18 protein-coding genes and 1 pseudogene are annotated in these 17688 nt (G+C 62.1%); 10 read left to right on the top strand and 9 right to left on the bottom strand.

Annotation, left to right across the window (positions count from 1 at the left end):
• Positions 1–13 precede the first annotated feature (13 nt).
• Positions 14–181: a hypothetical protein gene (locus tag P6U29_RS26185; RefSeq protein ID WP_407112967.1), complete on the top strand. Its 168-nt coding sequence runs from the start codon at positions 14–16 to the stop codon at positions 179–181.
• A gap of 922 nt (positions 182–1103) precedes the next feature.
• On the opposite strand, the gene P6U29_RS26180 is transcribed toward P6U29_RS26185, so the two are convergent.
• Positions 1104–2204, bottom strand: a complete 1101-nt coding sequence (locus P6U29_RS26180) for an IS4 family transposase (protein ID WP_407112594.1) — start codon at positions 2202–2204, stop codon at positions 1104–1106.
• Positions 2205–2463: 259 nt separating this feature from the next.
• On the opposite strand from P6U29_RS26180, the gene P6U29_RS26175 reads away from it, so the two are divergent.
• Both P6U29_RS26175 and P6U29_RS26170 read left to right on the top strand, forming a co-directional pair.
• Positions 2464–3426, top strand: a complete 963-nt coding sequence (locus P6U29_RS26175) for an IS110 family transposase (RefSeq protein WP_407112966.1) — start codon at positions 2464–2466, stop codon at positions 3424–3426.
• Between the two features lie 658 nt (positions 3427–4084).
• Positions 4085–4279: a hypothetical protein gene (locus P6U29_RS26170; RefSeq protein WP_407112965.1), complete on the top strand. Its 195-nt coding sequence runs from the start codon at positions 4085–4087 to the stop codon at positions 4277–4279.
• A gap of 150 nt (positions 4280–4429) precedes the next feature.
• On the opposite strand, the gene P6U29_RS26165 is transcribed toward P6U29_RS26170, so the two are convergent.
• The 3 genes from P6U29_RS26165 to P6U29_RS26155 form a co-directional block, all read right to left on the bottom strand.
• Entirely contained in the window at positions 4430–5335 is a 906-nt protein-coding gene (locus P6U29_RS26165) for a carbohydrate ABC transporter permease (protein ID WP_407112964.1), read from the bottom strand.
• A gap of 44 nt (positions 5336–5379) precedes the next feature.
• The gene (locus P6U29_RS26160) at positions 5380–6513 is read right to left on the bottom strand and encodes a carbohydrate ABC transporter permease (RefSeq protein WP_407112963.1); all 1134 of its coding nucleotides are present in this window, start codon (positions 6511–6513) and stop codon (positions 5380–5382) included.
• A gap of 82 nt (positions 6514–6595) precedes the next feature.
• Positions 6596–8221 (bottom strand): sugar ABC transporter substrate-binding protein, encoded by a 1626-nt coding sequence (locus tag P6U29_RS26155; protein WP_407119428.1) that lies wholly within the window; start codon positions 8219–8221, stop codon positions 6596–6598.
• Between the two features lie 15 nt (positions 8222–8236).
• Between P6U29_RS26155 and P6U29_RS26150 the strand changes: the two genes are divergently transcribed.
• Complete coding sequence (locus P6U29_RS26150) at positions 8237–8437, top strand: hypothetical protein (RefSeq protein ID WP_407112962.1); 201 nt, start codon at positions 8237–8239, stop codon at positions 8435–8437.
• Positions 8438–8582: 145 nt separating this feature from the next.
• Here the strand turns inward: P6U29_RS26150 and P6U29_RS26145 are convergent, their stop codons facing one another.
• Together P6U29_RS26145 and P6U29_RS26140 are read right to left on the bottom strand one after the other, a co-directional pair.
• Positions 8583–9035: an RbsD/FucU family protein gene (locus P6U29_RS26145; protein WP_407119427.1), complete on the bottom strand. Its 453-nt coding sequence runs from the start codon at positions 9033–9035 to the stop codon at positions 8583–8585.
• 150 nt (positions 9036–9185) lie between these two features.
• Positions 9186–9671: pseudogene (locus P6U29_RS26140) on the bottom strand (heme-binding protein); the annotation flags it as partial.
• Between the two features lie 195 nt (positions 9672–9866).
• Here P6U29_RS26140 and P6U29_RS26135 point away from each other — a divergent pair.
• The gene (locus tag P6U29_RS26135; RefSeq protein ID WP_407112961.1) at positions 9867–10139 is read left to right on the top strand and encodes a DUF3833 family protein; all 273 of its coding nucleotides are present in this window, start codon (positions 9867–9869) and stop codon (positions 10137–10139) included.
• 233 nt (positions 10140–10372) lie between these two features.
• Here P6U29_RS26135 and P6U29_RS26130 read toward each other — a convergent pair whose 3' ends face one another.
• Both P6U29_RS26130 and P6U29_RS26125 read right to left on the bottom strand, forming a co-directional pair.
• The gene (locus P6U29_RS26130; RefSeq protein ID WP_407112960.1) at positions 10373–10792 is read right to left on the bottom strand and encodes a hypothetical protein; all 420 of its coding nucleotides are present in this window, start codon (positions 10790–10792) and stop codon (positions 10373–10375) included.
• Positions 10793–10803: 11 nt separating this feature from the next.
• A complete protein-coding gene (locus P6U29_RS26125) occupies positions 10804–11025 on the bottom strand; it encodes a hypothetical protein (RefSeq protein WP_407112959.1) in 222 nt (73 codons plus the stop codon).
• A gap of 120 nt (positions 11026–11145) precedes the next feature.
• Here P6U29_RS26125 and P6U29_RS26120 point away from each other — a divergent pair, with 120 nt between their 5' ends.
• The 4 genes from P6U29_RS26120 to P6U29_RS26105 all read left to right on the top strand — a co-directional run bounded on the left by P6U29_RS26120 (position 11146) and on the right by P6U29_RS26105 (position 14506).
• Positions 11146–11454, top strand: a complete 309-nt coding sequence (locus tag P6U29_RS26120) for a hypothetical protein (RefSeq protein WP_407112958.1) — start codon at positions 11146–11148, stop codon at positions 11452–11454.
• A gap of 663 nt (positions 11455–12117) precedes the next feature.
• Positions 12118–12312: a hypothetical protein gene (locus P6U29_RS26115; RefSeq protein ID WP_407112957.1), complete on the top strand. Its 195-nt coding sequence runs from the start codon at positions 12118–12120 to the stop codon at positions 12310–12312.
• A 21-nt stretch (positions 12313–12333) separates the two neighbouring features.
• Positions 12334–12744 carry a hypothetical protein gene (locus tag P6U29_RS26110; RefSeq protein WP_407112956.1) on the top strand — a complete coding sequence of 137 codons (411 nt, stop codon included), beginning with the start codon at positions 12334–12336 and terminating at the stop codon, positions 12742–12744.
• A gap of 388 nt (positions 12745–13132) precedes the next feature.
• The gene (locus P6U29_RS26105; RefSeq protein WP_407112955.1) at positions 13133–14506 is read left to right on the top strand and encodes a S41 family peptidase; all 1374 of its coding nucleotides are present in this window, start codon (positions 13133–13135) and stop codon (positions 14504–14506) included.
• 125 nt (positions 14507–14631) lie between these two features.
• On the opposite strand, the gene P6U29_RS26100 is transcribed toward P6U29_RS26105, so the two are convergent.
• Complete coding sequence (locus P6U29_RS26100) at positions 14632–16410, bottom strand: Rieske 2Fe-2S domain-containing protein (RefSeq protein ID WP_407112954.1); 1779 nt, start codon at positions 16408–16410, stop codon at positions 14632–14634.
• Between the two features lie 425 nt (positions 16411–16835).
• On the opposite strand from P6U29_RS26100, the gene P6U29_RS26095 reads away from it, so the two are divergent.
• Entirely contained in the window at positions 16836–17288 is a 453-nt protein-coding gene (locus P6U29_RS26095) for an Hsp20 family protein (protein ID WP_407112953.1), read from the top strand.
• Positions 17289–17688: the final 400 nt, after the last annotated feature.

Raw genomic sequence — 17688 nt, 5'->3', positions numbered from 1 at the left:
CTCGACGGCACGCATGCTGGGCTTCACCGGCTCGCTGGCCGATGCGAGATCACCGGACGCCAAGGTCGGGGTCGTCAATATCCCCGGCGTTCAGCAGCAATATGGCCGGAACTTTGGTGTTTCCGTCGCTCCTTTCCGACCGCCGCCGCCGGTGGTCTCCGCACCGATCGGGCATCGATGAATGGTCCAATGCCTGTGAGCGGAGTGCGCTCCGGGGGCGTCTGCGCTCTCGTGGCGGTGCTGCTGGTTCCGGCAGCTTGTCCGTGCCGGGCCGCGTTGCAGCTATGGATCGCTCCTGCCGGCGCCATTCAGCACACTTCCTTGCTTCAGTTCGACAAGGACTGCGCTGCCTGTTTCGCCCGTCTGTCAACGCCTCCTTCACAAAAATATTGTGCTTTACCGAAATTCGGAAATAGCGTATGTGTCGGCCCATCCCGGCTCATCCGAGAGGGGCGATCATGGTCGTGATGATCGCAGGGCCGGGCTTGCGGTGGACGCGGCAGCGTCGGGCGCGAAAAGCTAAAGGCAGGGCGGATTGCTCTCCGTGAGCCCGAGGCTTCGCGCGGACGGACGGCGCTGTCAGGTTCGTCGCGCCAGCATTTCGACGGCAACGTGCACAACGCCGTCGAACCCTGCGGCGCAGGCGAACCGCGCGTACGGCAAAACCGTGTGGTCCTGGCCGTCGTTGCTACGGTCAAGCCCTGGCGGATGCGGCATTGGCGTCAACCGGCGCGGTGTCGGCGACTTTCGCTGGGGTGAGGGAGGCCAGAAGGAATTCGGCTCCCGGGAGAGCGCGGCATAAGCCGTCCAACCACTGCGCAGGGAAGGCCGTGTGTTGGGCTTCACCTGTATGCCGCTGTGCAGTTCTTTCTGCGTGTGCCTTCGCACAGCGGACCGTGGGTGCCAGCCGGCACCCGGCCTTCCCCATAGGCGTTAAGGTAGCGCGAGCATCGATTGATACGGACGTTTTCGAGGAGGCTCGCGCAGGTGCCGCCCAAGCGCTCGCTTTCTGCGGCGGAAGCAACGGATGGTTGGTTGTGGAATGATCGCTTGTAGCAAGGATGCAACGAGTTGTTGCAAAACACGCCAAGCGCCAGGTGCCGTCAGGCGGCCTGCATCCAGCGGGGAGAGTCCTCGAAGTCGCGGGCAAGCGGCTCGAGCAGCAGGATGATCAAGAGGTGTGCCAGCAAGTAGGGCTTGGCGGAGCGCGGATCGGTTCCAGGTGGCGTCTTGAGACCAATCAGACTCTTCAGTCGCTTGAAGCCAAGTTCGATGCGCCATCGCAGTCGATAGAGCGCGAGTACATCCTTGGTGGAGAACTCGTCCCGTGCGAGCGACGTGACCAGAATGACCCAATCCGCGGCTTCCAGAGTTTCTTTGGAGATGACGCGGTTTTCGTCTTGTGCGTCGCGCCGGGCTTTACGACGCGAAGCCGCGACTGCACCGGCGGGCTTCTTGACTGCGACCAGACGCATAGCCAGAGGCGCACCGTCCTTGCGTTTGATCCAAATCCTCCGATCGATCAGTCCATGCGCCTTCGCCGCACGCAATTGGGCCATCAGATCGAACGGAAGGCCTTTGGCATCAAGCCAACGTGCGTTCTTCCAGCCCGCTCGGATCAAAACGTCTGCCCCGGCGTCGCGGACAGCGGCGATGCGGTCAGGTTGCAGATAAGCGCGGTCAGCAATGCGGATCTCGTTCTTGACCACCGGTATCCGGTCAAACGTTTCGCCCTCTTGCTGATCTGTCAGCTCGAAGTGACCAAAGCGCTCATATGGCAGATCGAATGCACTATGAACGCGCCAAAGCTCACTGTTCCTGCGCGCAGCCGGTCCTGCCTGAGGCACTGTCGTCGCATCGATAATGCGGATCAGGCGGCCTCGGCTCGCCTTCGGGGCTGCCGCAGCCAGCAAGCCCTCCACCAGCACTGCAAACCAATCGCCACATTGACGCAGGCGATAGAACAACGCCACGCTGCTGAGGTCGGCAAGGCCAACAGAAGCGGCCCACGCGGCTGTCGATCTCAACCCTCTTTCACCCAGACAATAGGCCAGCATCAGCCGAAGTAACGACACCGCATCTGGAATTTGGCGCCGCCGCACGAAAGCCTTCGTCTGGCGCGCACTTATTTCAAGCTGCGCAGCCCCGCCGAGCTGCGCAACCACTCTCGTCCAGTCCTCGTTCAGAAGCGATTCGTCTGCCATCCCGCCTTGGAATCACGTGTGATTCCAACACTCAAGAATAAACTTAACGCCTATGCGGCCTTCCCTGCGCCCTTGTGTCCCCGAAATCTGCCAGAATGTGGCAACGGGCGGTTGGATCAGAACCGCCCGTTGCCGGAACTGAGCCCGTTGCGCCCAAAGGCGACAGAGCCTGTTAAAGAGCAAGGGACAGCTCCGGTGTCTTCCTCAACCCGAACAGTTGCAAGGGCTGCGAGCCCGTACCAGGCAAGGAAGGGAGTGGATGATGACACAAGACGATCTGGTTGTCGTCGGCATCGATGTCGCCAAAGACAAGATTGATGCGTGCATTCGGACCGTAACGGAGCGGAAGACTTGCCCGACAACCGCGGCGGGGCGACGGAGCTTGATTGCATGGCTTCGCAAGCATCGGGTCGGCAAGGCAGTGATGGAGGCAAGCGGCGGCTACGAGCGGGTATGGGCCAAGGCGTTGCGCCAAGCCGGGCTGGAAGTACGGATCGTCGATCCCAAACGGGTTCGCCACTTTGCGGAATCGGCGGGACGCCTTGCTAAAAATGACAAGATCGACGCAGAGATGATCTCCTGGTTCGCCGAGACATTCAGCGAGGCTCCCAGCCAAGTCGACGATCCCGCTCACGAGGAGATGAAGGCACTGGTGAAGGGACGCCAAGGCCTGATCGACGTCAGGGCTCGCCTGGAAATGCAGAACGAGCATGAGGCGCCGGCCCTTGTTCGGAAGGCTCGCGCGCGTCTTCTTCAGAAGCTGGCTGACGAAATCGCCGCGATCGATACCGCGATCGCGGCGACGATCAAGACAACGCCGGACTTTGCCAAACGCGCCGAGATCATCCAGAGCGTACCAGGCTTTGCTGAGGGGACCGCAATGGCGCTGCTTGGAGGCCTACCGGAGTTGGGGCAGGTGAGCGACGAAGTTGTCGTCGCGTTGGTGGGCGTTGCTCCTTATGACGACGATAGCGGCAAACGTCGAGGTGAACGCTGCATCAAGGGTGGTCGCCGCTGGGTGCGGAACGCCCTCTACATGCCCTGCATCGGCGCCGCGACGCTGAACAACCCGGTGTTCAAGGCCTTCTATGAGCGCCTGATTGCCAAGGGCAAGCCGCCAAAGGTCGCGATCGTCGCCTGCATGCGCAAGCTGATCGTCATCCTCAACACCATGATCGCTCGCGGCGAGACGTGGGATCCGAAGAAATACAGGTTGGCCTGACGAGCGCGCCTTCTCGTGCTCGGACCTCGGCCGAGCGCATGCCAAGCCCAAAGACCGGCGTGCAGACGGGGTCAAGGCCGTCAGCCGCCGAAGGCGGGGGTGCGCCAGCACCAGCCTTGAGCCCGTCTGATCGCCGGTCTACTCCGACCCAGTTGCTCTTGGCTTCGAGGGTGGAGTGACCAAGCAAAGCTCGGGCGCGATGCGCTGCGAGAATGCGGTGGTGTGCCTGCGAGTTGAGAAGGCGAAGACCGGTGCCGTGCACCTTGCTCCGTCGTTCGGGCTACGAATTCCATGCGCCGCTCCGCATGAGGAACACAGTGTCGGGGACTTCCGGACCCGGATTCTCGGGTTCATTCCTGATCCTCAGGTTCTCGAAAGCTGCCCTTGATAGGCCCTACTGCCAGGGTCGGTATGCAACCCGTTCCAACGGGAGCAACGATAGGAGAATGTCGCGCCATCCATCATGTTGTGTCGGCCTCTCAGAATGACGTGTGAAAGATGCGTGCGAAGGCTCGCCAGCGGCCGATTGATGGGCGCCTGGCGAGTGGGTCGATTTGAAAAGGTCACGGCGCAGAAAGCGCGGTGCCGCGATCGAGTTGATCGTGCGGGCTGCACCAGTCGGTCTCCCGCTTCTTCAAGGCAACAGGAGTGAATGAAAATGACGTCCCTCTCCGTGGTAGGCGGTTTCAATCTCACGATGAAAGGCCGGCTGCCGCGGGGCGCGGCCGACGGTGTGATCTTCAACACGCTACCGCGCCGCGATGCCGTGCTGCTGCGATTGTCGGGGGAGAATGCAGAGGTGCCTATGGCCTTGGACAAGCCAAACTGCGGAAGCTTGCTCAACCAGATATAGCGTGGGGCGGTAGCGCTCCCCCGGTACCTACCCACGATTGTCCGCCAAAAAAATCCGATCTTTTGCGCGGTCACCGCGTTCCTGTAGCACTCAGCCGTACTGTCGCCCTACCGAGTTCGCAACGCGGTTGGGTCCGGGCTTGATCTCCGGCTACTTTCCGGCTCCTGTAGTCAAGCCGCTGACGATGTAGCGCTCAAGGAAAATGCCGACCAGGACGAGCGGTGCGATCGCCGCGGTCGACAGCGCCGCCATCGACCACCAATTGATGCCTTGCGAGCCAGTCTGGCTCGCCACCATAACGGGGAGCGTCTTCGCGTCGGTGCTCGTCAACAGCGCCGCGAAGAAATATTCGTTCCAGCACAGCACCAGCGAGAGAATGAATGCGGCCATCATTCCGGGGACAGCGAGCGGCAGAATGATCCGCAGGAAGGCGCCCCAGGTCGACAGGCCGTCCACGAAGGCGGCTTCGTCGAGCTCGATCGGAATCGCATTGAACTGATCGCGCATGATCCAGATGACGATCGGAAGCACGGTGAGCGTGTAGAGCAAGACAAGACCAAGTCGCGTGTCGAGCAGGGCCAATGCCTTGTAGAGGACGAGGAATGGCAGCGCGAGCACGACCGGCGGCAGGATCAGCTGGGACATGAAGAAGAACAGGATGTCATCGTTGCGCATCCAGGCGAACTTGTAGCGGAAGCGGCTCAGGCCGTAGGCCGCCAGAGATCCGAGGATCAGTGCCAGCAAGGATGCGCCGACGGAGGTGATGATGCTGTTGACGAAGCGATTCACGAATTCGGAGCGTGCCGTCGAGGTTCCGAACAGCGTATCTGGCGACAGGCCAAGCGAGCGCCATCCCTTCCAGTCCGGCTGAAAATCGACCCAGGGAACCAAGTGGGCTTGCGTCACATCGACCGCCGATTTGAACGACGTCGTGACGGTCCAGTAGATCGGGAATAGGCAGATAATCGTCCAGAACAGGAGTGCTGCGTAGATCAGTACGCGGCTTAGCGTCCGCTTTGCGCGGGGGGCCGCCGGACGCCTCCGAATGGGGCTCAATGCCAAGGTCGATCTAGTCAATCGAGAAACTCCGTTTGGAAGCCCTAGACGACCTTCTGCGTCCAGCGCTTGGACAGGCGCAACAGGACGGTCAGGAGCACGATGATCATAAGCAGGTAAACCATAGCGAGCGCCGTGCCGTATCCGACGTTCGAGCGGTCGCGGTAGACGCGGTAGATGAAGCTCGACACCGTGTCGGTTGCGCCTCCCGGCCCGCCAGCGGTGACGTTGATCACGAGGTCGGCGAGCTTCAGCTTGAAGATGATACGGATAATCAGGACGGTGATGCTAACCGGCAGCATGATCGGAAACGTGACGTGCCAGAATGACTGCCAGCCATTCGCGCCGTCGACCTTGGCCGCCTCCTGCACCTCCTTCGGCATCGCCTGCAGGCCTGCGAGAAGGATGATCATGATGAAAGGGATCGACACCCACGCGTCCATCGCCTGGATGCTAAAGCGCGCCATCCACGGCGAGGCAAAGAAGGCCGGGTTGTCCCAGCCGAGATAGCGCGCCAGCGTCGCCGCCGGTCCGAAGCGATATTCCATCAGCGACTTGCCGATCATCCAGCTCACGGCGACGGGGCTGAGCATCATCGGCAGCAGGAAGACCACGCGGAAGAATTTGCGCGCGCGGATCTCGGCACTGAGCAAGAGCGCCAGTCCGAACGCAATCGCGTATTCGCCGAGCACTGCGGCGGTGTAAAAGACCATGTTGCCGAGCGCATTCCAGTAATAGGTGTCGTTCAGCATGCCCCTGACATTGTCGAAGCCGCTGAAATGCGGACCTTCGATCGAGCTCAGATTCCAGTCGAGAGAGGCGATATAGATCCCGAAGATCGTCGGGAAGATCACGACGGCGACGGTGAAGAACACTGCCGGCAGCAGGAACAGCGCGCGCTGGCCACGCTCGCCGCGGGTCAGAACTTGTCCGACGCCAAACGCAACGGCCCAGACGAGATAGGCGATGAGGATCGGCCGCCAATCGGAAAATCCGGCAGTCATCGCGCCGGTCGTATGCAAGATCTGAATGAGGAGGACGAGCAGGAAGCCGAGAGACGCCAGCAGGACGAGTGCGCGGCCGGCGATCTTCCTGCTGCCGCGTGCGCGCTTCGCCGCGGGCTGGTAGTGCAGGTCGTCGCTCACGGGTACGGAATTCTGCATCGAGATGAGCCGCATTCTGTGCCGGCTCTGTCGCCCGGCAAGTCTTCGGCTGGCGCCGGAGGCGCCAGCCGAGGGTGGATGGCTTCGCGCAAGGCCGCTATACGCCGAGAGAGGCCTTGTAGAGCCCGATCTGCCGCTCGCGGCCGATCTGGTCGGTCAGCTTCTCCCAGGCGGCCGCGATGTTGTTCGCGCCGGTTTGCGCGTCAACCTTGCCGGCGAAGATCTTGGTGAGCTCATCTTCCGCGATGCTGTAGTACTGGAAGATGCCGGGGATGCGCGGCTCCACGGCGCGGTTTGGATGATTGTAGGAGGCGAGCTGCGAGTTCAGGTAGGAGGTGATGTATTTGCGGTCGTAGCCCGCCGCCACCCATTCGTCGTACTGGAAGTGGCTGGTGCGGTGAGCCTGGAAGCCCGAAGGATACATCACCATCCAAAGCGACAGATCCTTGCCGCCGAGATGCGCAGCCGCGCTCCACGCCGCCTTGTGCTTCTTCTCGTCGCCATTGACGCGCGCCATCACATAGACGCCCCAGCCGAGATAGGCGCAGTTCGGCGCATGGTTCGGGCCGCTCGAGAGCTTGTCCCACTTTCCGGTCTTGGAGTTGTAGACATCGTCCGAGCCCGGCAGGATGTCGAAAGCGACGACGTCGCCGATTACGGAGGTGTCGCTCGCCTTCGCCACCTGGCCGATGTCGCCCCACCAGGGGATCATCGAGCCGATGCCGGCCAGAAATTGCTGGAAGCCGGTGGTGTTCGGATCGGCATTGAGCTGATCGGCAGGTTCGAACGGCAGCGCGTCAATCACGTCTTGGATGGCGCGGACCCAGGCCGGATTGTTGATGCGCGGCTTCATCGTGTCGATGTCGAACAGCCAGGCCTTGTCGTCGGGATGCTTGGCATAGGCCGAGGCGCGGCTGCCGAGGAAATAGAAGCCGAACCCGCCCCAGGGCTTTGGCGCGTCGAGATAGCCGAACGCGTTCTGGTTCTTGATCTTCTTGCCCTTAAGGAATTTCGTCACCGCCTGCACCTGCTGCCAGGTTTTTGGCACGCCCCATTCGGTCGAATTTCCCGCGTCTTTCCAGGCCTTGGCAAGGGTTGCGTCGGAGAAGACGTCGGTGCGGTAGTTGAAGTTGTGGCAGTCGCCGTCGATTGTGACGCGATAAGTCTTTCCGTTCCACGTCCCGACCGGCGGCTTCAGGTAATCGACATAATCGTCAACATCTATCTGCTTCTTGACCCAGTCCGGCATCTCCGACGCCAGTCCCTTGCCACAGACGTCGCCCTCGAACGGCGCTCCCATCTCCAGAATGTCGAAATCAACCGTTCCGGTCGCGATCGCCTGTTGCAAGCGCGGATTGTAGTCCGCCTGGGCGAGATCGATCCAGGAAATCTTCGCGCCGGTATAGGCTTCCCATGGCTTCAGGAAGCCACGGAAGAGGAGGTTGTGCAGGTTCTGATTGTTGAGCCCCATGAAGGAGAGTTCGACGCCCTTGAACTCGCCTTCCTTGACGCTCGCCTTGGTCGGACCGAGACAGAGCTCACCGACTTTCTGCCAGTCGGCATCCGTCGGCGCCCCCTTGCCGACACCCGGGATTTGGGTGATCTGCGCGCGCAGATTGGCTTGCGCGAGCGCGAGTTCTGAGAACGTGCCGAGCGCGCCGCTCGTGCCCAATGCTGCGGCGCTTGCCGCACCCTTCAGCACAGTGCGCCGGTTCGGCTGCATTGCGGAATGCCGATCATGATCTTCCTGTTTCACCGCGATACCCTCCCTTTTGACTTTCTTGAGGTGAAGTCTGAAGCGCCGGAGCACATCGAGGCCTGGGCTCAGGATTTCGATGTCGTCGTGATGGGGTCAAAGAGGCCGCGCCGAGTATGCAACGGCGCACTCCAAAGTCAACGAAAGCAAGCAAGCCTGAAGCTGTTGATGATATCGACGTGAATGACGATGTGATACCGCGCTGCAAGATTGGATGATCAGCCGAGATGACGTGCAGCGTCGACGGCGTTCACGGCGAGCGCGAACGCGGTGGTTCCCGAGCGGCATCGGTCGGGGCCCCGACGTATAGAGCACCGCCGGGGCTCGACTAGGCGTCGGGCGGAATGACGCCCTTCTTGAAGATAAAGCAGCCGTAGAAGCGCCGTTCGCCGGTCTGAATCACGCAATAGGATTTCCTGGCGAGTTCATAGAAAGCAAATCGCTCGACCGATCCCATAGGAAACGAGCGTCCTTCTGCTGCATCGATTGCGGCCTGAACTTCGCGCTGCACCTCGGGGATTTCGCCGGGCTGGCCGACGATCTCCATGCGCGACGCCGGCTTGTCGACAAAACTGTCGAGCGGTAACACCGACAGGATCGCGCGCGCGGCGCGTCCAGCGCTGACATTGTCGATGCGTAACAACCGGCCCAGGACGGTCTGGCGGGCGACGGAGTCGGCGGGGAAATTGGTGTCGCAGAGGACGAGATCGTCGCCGTGACCCATGGACCGCAGGGCATAGAGTACATCTGCATTGAGAAGAGGGTCGATCGATTTCAGCATGGAGCCTCCCTTGACGCGATCAGAGTTGCTTGGATTGATTGGACTATCCAACGTGGCGGCACCGTCGTCCATACCGACGTGAGCAAATTCCAGGCGTTCATTCTCGGCATCGATCACGTCTGCGACCGTGGGTTCGCGAAGCCCCGCTTCGAGAAGCTCGACGTCCTGCTCGACGGTGCCACCACTTATGCCCGACGCAAGCGACGAGCTGACCGTCGACAGCCAGCGGCGCTCCGCCCCCCTCGAGCAAAACCGACCACCCGCGACCCCCATCAGAGAAAACAGCGCCTGTCCGGGCTGTACGAGAGGAGAGAGGTCCGCCGTTCGAAGCCCGACTAGTGCGGACGTGTAGGCCTTTCGTTCCGATAGCTCGAGCGAGAATGTCGGCGCCCCGCTCATGCGGTGCTTGACAATAATATTGCCGTGAATTTCGATGACGCAAACGGCAACGGGCACCTTGGCTTGTGCGGACTGTGCTTCGACGCGCTGTCCCTTGTTGCGGTCCTTGCGGCCGGACTGCTCCCAGGCATGGGACAGGATGCCGAGGGCGCGCGACAGGCAGAAAATGCCGCGGGCCAGCGGAGCGGCGAAGCGGAGTTCGCCATAGATCACCGCGGTGGCGCCGTCGATGTTCATCGGAATGAGCCCGCCCTTGCGTTGCTGCAGCACCCCGAGCGTTTAGTGAGGGACTACGCTCACGACTTCAACGTCGGCACCGGTTACGAACGGAAAGACGCCAAGGTCAGCTCGGCGAGCATATTCCCGCGCCAGCTAGGAACCAGCCGGAGAAAGGAGATTTAGTTCGTTAGATGCATTTCGAAGGGTTTACCAATGGCGATCGATGCTACGATCCGAAAGGGTGAGGAAGGCAAGTACACCGGCTTGGAAAACCGACTGGAAGGTGAGGCCATTGGGGAGCAAGCCGGTTGTGCATTCCATTGGAAATACACGCGCGATACACCGCAAGGGGGCGGTAAATCGTTCAAGCTGAATTTCGACCATTGGTTTTATGGCATCGATGAACGAGCTTGCATAGTCCGCGGCCGTGCTGGCCGTGCTGGCATCCCGTTTGCGACGGCGCACGTCACTTACCGTAAGCTTTAGCTTCGCTGGCGTCCGCCACTGCCACAGGCGAGAGCGGTGAGGGGCTCAAGATCGAACCGCGAGCGCAGGTTGTCGGCAACTGGGGGCGGAAGTCTCCGGGTATGGAGTACGCCGCGCATGGCCCAACGGCGGCGTAGTCTTGGCGATACTGTAGAGATTGATCTTGCGTCGCGGTCAAGCGGCAGCAAAGGAGCCCGCGCCAAGCCGCCGCGGAAAACGGGCGACGTGAGCCCTTACCCGAGCGGCCGTGCTTGCCTGAAATGGAAACCGTTGGGCGCGAACCTCCGGGCCAAACTGCGCACTTCGCCCTCGCATGTTTCCAGCGCGATCTTCTGTGCTAGCATGACGTCTCCGATCGGCAGAACGCCGATCGGCATAAAGCATAATCCCACCTGCTGGCGATCTCTCTCGTCGATCTGGCACACGTTAACCGAGGCCCCGGCGTGGATCCTGTATCGCATTCCGCTGTCGCTCCCAATCACCTCGAAGTAGCCTTTCCTGGCGAACTGCTCCCGCTGCGCCGGCGACAGCCATTCCCGCAAGAGCCGCAGCGACCGGCCCTCAGGCGTGCCCTCGGCGCCGTGCTTGATGAAGAGCGCTCTCACCGCTTTCATTCGGGAGCGGCCGCCCCGCGACGGTTGAAAGCCGAACATGACTGTCCCAGTTATCCGCCGACCAATCTGGGGAAGAAGACAGTTTCCTTCGCAGTCGGGTCGAACGATCTGATCTGCGAGACCTGACCTAGGCCGGTGCGGACCGCCGCGGTGAAGCCGGCCTTGGTGAGTTCGTAGAACCGCTGCTCCGCTCTTGCCAGTTCTTGTGCGTCGTCCTCATTGAAATAATTTCGGCGGTCGCCGCTGCGGTCCATCACGATCTGGATTGCCATGATCGTCCTCCTCGGATTGCTTGGTGGCCAAGGATCTCAATCGAGTATCCGGCCGAAGTCGCAGAATTTCAAGAGGTCGTTGCAACGGCGGACTGGCCAGAGTCGACGCAAAGGGCGGGGATGATGGGCAAATCGATCGCGCCGATCACCAGTGTCGAGGCCGCGCAAGCATCTACCCGTCCAAAATGCCGCTCAGCCGGTGAAGGAGATGCTGATGCCGATGAAGGTAGCGCCGGTATGGCGGTGCAGGCCTCCGCGGAGGTCCTGATCACTGCGGCTCTTGTGCAGATCGTCCTGATCGAGCCGAATGCCTTTCCGCGAGCGCGCGAAGCCGCTCGAGGTTGGCCGCGGACTCGTCGCGCGCAGCACCGCGGCTTCAAGTATCGTAAATCAGCGACGCTTTTGATAGGGAGGCGTCATTCCAACTAGACAGTCCGAGACGGAAAAAGACCGCCCGAAGGCGGTCTTTTCAGTTAACGCGCCGGGCCAAAATAGATCGGGATCAAAGATACACGGCCCGGTGTGATTTCAAGCTAACCATCATCCAACGAGTGCCGCCTCACAAAAATGATTGCAGTTCTGAAATGGAAACAGCCTTTGCCGCTTGGGAACGCGCCGGCGCTACGGTGGCCTTGGCTTATTCGAGGCCCAAAAATGGCTCCAGTTGTGGACCGGAGCCGTCACCTTCCTGTCGAGCGCTTCCGACATCGGGGGCTCGAGCTTCGGAAGAGCTTCATTCTGCGCTGCGCTTTTCGATCTCGTCAATGTTTCGAGCCGATGCACTCAAAAAGTCAGACGATGCGCTGTCATCAAAGTCAAACACCGGACATATCACTGGAATCCGCGAAGCATCACGGACCGTAGTGCTTGTGAAAAACAACCCGAAGGACACGCAATGAGAAAGTGCGACACTTGCGGGATGCGTTCACGGCAGCAGACGTCCACCGCCGATCTGCAGGCCGCGAGTTGCGAGTACGTGTGATAGTCGCCCGCCAGATTTCAAGGCCCCGTTGCCAAGGCCAGCCGGCGGTGTAAAGTCGATACGTTTTAAGCCGAAGCATTGCCCTACTAGCCTTTCTGATAGGGTCTCGCATGTTCGACACCGCCACCACCGCTCTTTTGCGGGCGGTCCTTGAGGAGGTTTGCGGCAGCGTTTCCCCTTCCGCGACCAGCAGCCGTGCTCATGTGACCTCGAAGATTTTGGAAGCGGCCACCAGAGGCGAGACGTCGCAGGACGGCCTCAGGCAGTTCGGCCACAAAGCTGTTTCGGAAGCGCCGACCATGTAGCGCCAGTCGCGTGAGGGCGAGGTGAATTTCCAGGTCACGGTCCTGAAGATACTGGTGAGTTATCCGGACGGCTTCGCCGTGATGGCGGAGCTCAAGCGTGACATGGCGATCCTGGCCACCAGCGGGCGAGACTGGGCCGAACGCACAAAACGGCTGGCTTCTCGCGTGCCGGGTTTGGACCTGTTTTCGCAAGGTCTCGTCGAACGCCTGAACGGTGGCTGGCGCATCACCGAAAAGGGGCGTGACGTGCTCGAGTTCATGGAAGCCCGCCGCAGCGAGCCGGAGGCGCAGCCGGTCGAGGCGACGGTGCCGGAACCGCCGAAATCCGCAACGCCTCTGCTGCGATCTCCGGCCGAAGCTGGCCGGCGCCGGCGCGAACGCCGTCAGCGTAGACGCGCTGCCCGAGAACGAGTCCGGGCTAACGCCTCATAGGCGAGCCCGTCGAAACCTTGGGGCACGCTCCGGATGGCTGGATCGCCCGATCGGCCGCGCAAATCGCTGTTGCAGTGCAGCGAATCCTTGCCCCGGCCGCTGCTTTTGGCGGCCGCGCCGGCTGCCAGCGAAGCGGTTTGACCGGTACCTCCGGCGGCGCCGGTCGGCCTTTCCAATCGCCGAGGCGGCCGACGGCGGGAGAGGTGGACGGCAGCTTGCCTCGGCGTGCTGCTGATGGTGCTGGGGGCTCGTCCTCCTCTCAAGCTCGAGCCGGGCCGTTCGGGGGCGCCAGGACGCCCATCCTGACGGTGATTTCATCCTCAATAGGGCGTGACCCCGACGAAAGTCCTGGGAGGTAGCCTCGTGGTGGCAGGATCGCTGGAACCTCGTGATTTTCGCCAATGGAGCGCAAGCATTCGGTAACGTGCCGGATCGAATGGCCGGCGAACGCGCCCGGCAGGCGCTCCTGCGAGATCAGACGATGAAAAAGATTATCGATACATCGCCTTCGCGTCGCCAAGTGTTGCAACTGGCAGCTACGGTGGCGGCATGTGCCGTGGCTGCGAAGTCCCCGAACGCCGCGGAGTCTCTCAAGGGCGAGAGCGATAACGCCTACGTTCCCGCTGATGGCGTCGCGACCTTCGAGAGCGTTTGGCAGACCGTGCGCGATCGCTTTTTTGATCAGCGTCACAACGGACTGGACTGGCTGGCAGTCCGCGAAAAATATCTTTCAGACGTTCAGCGGGCAACTTCCCAATACTCTCTGGCGCGCATCATCAATACCATGCTGTCGGAGTTGCACGCTTCGCACACGCGTTTCTACACGCCGGATGAGCCGGAATATTATCAACTCGCCGACATCTTTGTCGGTGCACTGCGAAGCCGCGGCCTGCAGCGAGCGTTTCCCGACGGCCGCATTTCGTACCCTGGCATAGGTATCATTTCAGGTTTCGAGGCGAGGGGCCGTAACCTGGTCACCAGCGTCATCGATGGAACGCCGGCTCAGCAGGCGGGCCTGCGTGCCGGTGACGAAATCGTTGCCGCCGATGGGACCGCATTTGAGCCGATCGGCTCCTTCCGCGGGAACGTGGGCAAATCGGTTGTCTTGGAGGTTCATCGGGGCGCCTCGGTGCTGCAAATCCCGGTCGTGCCGGTCGACCTCGAGCCCACCAGAATGTTCCTTCGTGGCTTGGAGTCCAGTGCGCGCGTCATTGAGTCCAACGGACGACGCATCGGCTATGTCCACGTTTGGTGCTACGCCGGCTCCATCTACCAACGCGCTCTTGAATCCCTGTTGTCTCAAGGGGCGTTAAAAGAGGCGGACGCGCTGATCTGGGATTTGCGGGATGGCTGGGGCGGCGCGCAACCCCAATATCTCGATCTGTTCAATGCCTGGGCGCCGACGATGCAGGTCACCGACCGGAGCGGCAGGAGCGAATTCGTGAATGTGAAGTGGCGAAAGCCCGTTGCGATGCTGATCAACCGCGGCACGCGCAGCGGCAAGGAGGTTCTTGCCTATGGCTTCAAGAAGTATCGGTTGGGCGAGCTCATCGGCACTCGGACAGAGGGCGCGGTCCTTGCCGCCACCGCATTCCTCATCGGAAGCGGCTTGCTGCTGCTCGCAGTCGCAGATGTCAGGGTCGACGGCGAGCGCCTGGAGGGCGTGGGCGTGACGCCGACCATCGAGGTCGAGGCAGGCGCGGCCTCCGGGCCGGAGGACCCCCAACTGAGCCGCGCTGTCGCGGTTCTGTCCGCGACCTGATCCGGGCGTCACACTCACTCCGCAAGCCGAGGCACCGCGAAACTGGTCACTGGATGCGCGCCTCGGCTCGCCGGCGCAGGCTTTGTCAGTCCAGATCGCCCTTCGTGCGCCGTCAGCGCGTGAAGTCAGGACGATCCAGCCTCTTGATGCAGCTCGCCGCCGCGCATCAAGCGGCGGGCGATGTCGGCCGTCTGCAGTGACGCGCGTTCGGTCGGTGAATGGGCCGCCAGATAGCGGGCAACCGCGATCAGGATGTGCCGACCCTCGTCTCTGTTGCCCCACGTGCCGAACTGCCGGACTCCCGCCTCCAGCATCTGATATGCATGGAAGCCTGCATCTTCGCGCAGCACTGCATGCGCGAGCATGGCGATCAGGGTCTGCGGCGAATGGCCGAGCGAAAGATGCCGTGCCACCAGCCTTGCGGCGAGATCGACCTGTCGCTGCCGGTCGAAGGCGTCGAGCAAGGCGGCGCCAATCATCTCTGGATCCGCCGGCAGATCATCGAGCTGCTCGCCGCCGTCGCCCGGAATGTGCGCTGGCGGCACATTGAGATAGCGAGCAAGGTAGAGCGCCATCGCTCCGTGCAATACGCCGCGGACGGCCGTGACGTGGGTGTTGGCCGTCCCAATCCGCGTCAACATCTGGTGGACGGCGTTGGCGTAAGTGAAGACGTGATGCGCCGTCTCCCAATCGGCGTGCTCGTTGACGTTGCCGAAGCGCGCCACCCTGAGCGCCGCCGCGTAGGCGAGGGATTGGCCAAGGTCGGCAGGAGCGGCACCGGCGCGGATCGCCTGCTTGAGCGCGTCAACGATTCCGGCCGGATCGTCACCGAGCAACTCTTGAGCAAGTGCGGCGTGGTCCGACCAGTCACGCGCGCCGGGTCCGGCAGCGAACAGGTCCGCGAGTTGGCTGGTTGACTGCTCACACAACACAACAAGATCAACGGGCTGGCGCCAAGCCGTCGATTCTTCCGCGCCACGGGCCGCGACCATCTGCCCGACGACAGTCGGCAGCAGAGCCGCCGCGGATGGCCAGCCGATCAGGTCGAGGCACTCAAACGCCTTGTTGATAAAGTCGAGCGAGTGCCCGGTGTCGGCGAACGCCCGCTCGGTCACGGCGGCGAACAGGGCTTCAGCGAGGTCAGCCAGAGAGAAGCCGGCTGCAATCGCCGTGAGCAGGGTGCGCTCGGCCGCCTCGCGATGGCGCACATTTGTCCAGCGCCGCAACCAGCGCTTAAGCGCCGCCGGCTCCGGCCGGCTGCCAAGCGGCGCGCGTTCCCGCCGCGGTGCCTCGCCGTTGCAGTCTGCAGCCACGCGGCGGGCGCCGTTGAATAGCGCGAGATAGGCTTGCTCCTCCGGCAGCATAGGCAGGAGATTGGCGAGTGCCGTGAGGATCGTAAGACCGACGCCCCAGCCGTCGCGGTTTTGCGCCCCGAAGAGCGCAACCTGCCGGACGATTTCGGTCCGTGGTACGCCTGCCGCGAGCTGACCATGAATGGCCTTGGCAATGACGAGGCCGAGGTCGTGGCCGAGGCCATCCGCAAGACGCTGATGCCAGTGCGCGGCGGGATCGGCCTGGGTGAACGTGGTCTTCACCCAGACGTTACCGTTGCGCACCTCGACGGGGCAGATCGGCACGTCGTCCGCCCACAGATCGAAGGTGCAGCCGCTTTCAAGATCGAAGCGGGCGTGGTGCCAGTGACAAGTCAAGATGCCATCCTCGACGGTGCCGCGCTCGAGCGGGAAGCCCATGTGCGGGCACCGATTGTCGAGGGCGAAGAGGCGCCCGCGGTCGTAGATGACGAGGATCGGGCGGTGGCCGCCGCCGCGCATAACGAGCCGTCCCTTGATCTTCAATTCCTCAAGGCTGCCCGCCAGCGCAAATTCCTTGCTGGGCGCGTCCATGCATGCCTCCCGTTGGCGCTTTGGAGCCGCTGCAGGTACTTCGCAACATAGGTATCCTCTCTCGGTAAGGCGAGAGGAATCGTGGCTTAGGGCTGAGCGGATAGCGCGGAAGAGGTGGGCTAATCAGAGCTTCGACTTCAGCCGATCGGCAACACGGCGATCGGTGTCGGCAGAGGCTTCGTCGAGGATCGGGACGCTGAACCGACCTTGATCTCGCCGAGCACGTAACGGTCGGTCCCGTCGGCGCAGCGCGCGACAAGCCCTTAGCCAATTTCCTTCCGAAAAAAATCCGACGGCCTCTTGAAACGTTTTGGAGGCTTCCAAATTTCTTCGTCGCCAGGGTGCTTTCGGGGCCCTGCAAGGCGGGCGCCGGTCAGGTGTCCGGTGCCGGCTCGTACCCATCTTGCTCCAAGGAGGATTTGGCTATGAGGTATGATTGGACTCCCCTCTGGAGGTCGACCATCGGTTTCGACCGCCTTTTCGACGCTCTCGACGAGGTCCAGCGGACCGCCGAAGAGACCTATCCCCCCTACAACATCGAACGTCTCGACGAAAATCGCTTCCAGATCTCGGTGGCGCTCGCCGGCTTCAGGCCGGACGAAGTCGCCCTCACGGTCGAGCAGAACGTGCTGAGCTTGGAGGGGGGCAAGACCGAGAAGGACGAGAAGACCTTTTTGCACCGCGGGATCTCTGCGCGCGACTTCAAGCGCCAGTTCACGCTGGCTGACCACGTCGAAGTCAAGGGCGCCTGCTTCGAGAACGGCCTGCTCGTCATCGACCTGCAGCGGGAGATCCCGGAGGCGATGAAGCCGCGCCGTATCGACATCAATGGCGGCAGTCCGAGCAACTTTACCCAGATCGAAGGCAAGGCGGCCTGATCGGCCTGCTGCGCCCACGATTCACACCGCCGCGCGCTCCCGCGCGGCGGGCCTAACTCGTCCAAGCCAGGAGGCTCACCCGCTTGATGCCAGCGCGCCCTAGAAGGGATGACGCGATCGGCGCGCGCTGGTCGACGAGGACATGAAAGTGCATGTGATCCGGCGGGCAAAAGGTCCGGTCGGCGAGGTCGGAACGGCGCCGACGAAGGACTTGGATTCTGGGAGAGGCCGCCGCCTTTGGCGGAATAGCAGACATCCGCCAGATGCCGCCTGCGGCAACTTCCGGGACATACTCATGCGCAGAGGCAAAGCATTGAGGCAAATCAAGCATCCAAATTGACGTGTCGAAGTGTCGAGGGGGCGAAGCGTGAGCGTGGCTGGGGAGATGCCGTTCCGAACG

It is taken from the genome of Bradyrhizobium sp. LMG 9283, assembly GCF_045571415.1.
Lineage (GTDB): Bacteria > Pseudomonadota > Alphaproteobacteria > Rhizobiales > Xanthobacteraceae > Bradyrhizobium.
This window is presented reverse-complemented; position numbering and strand designations above follow the sequence as displayed.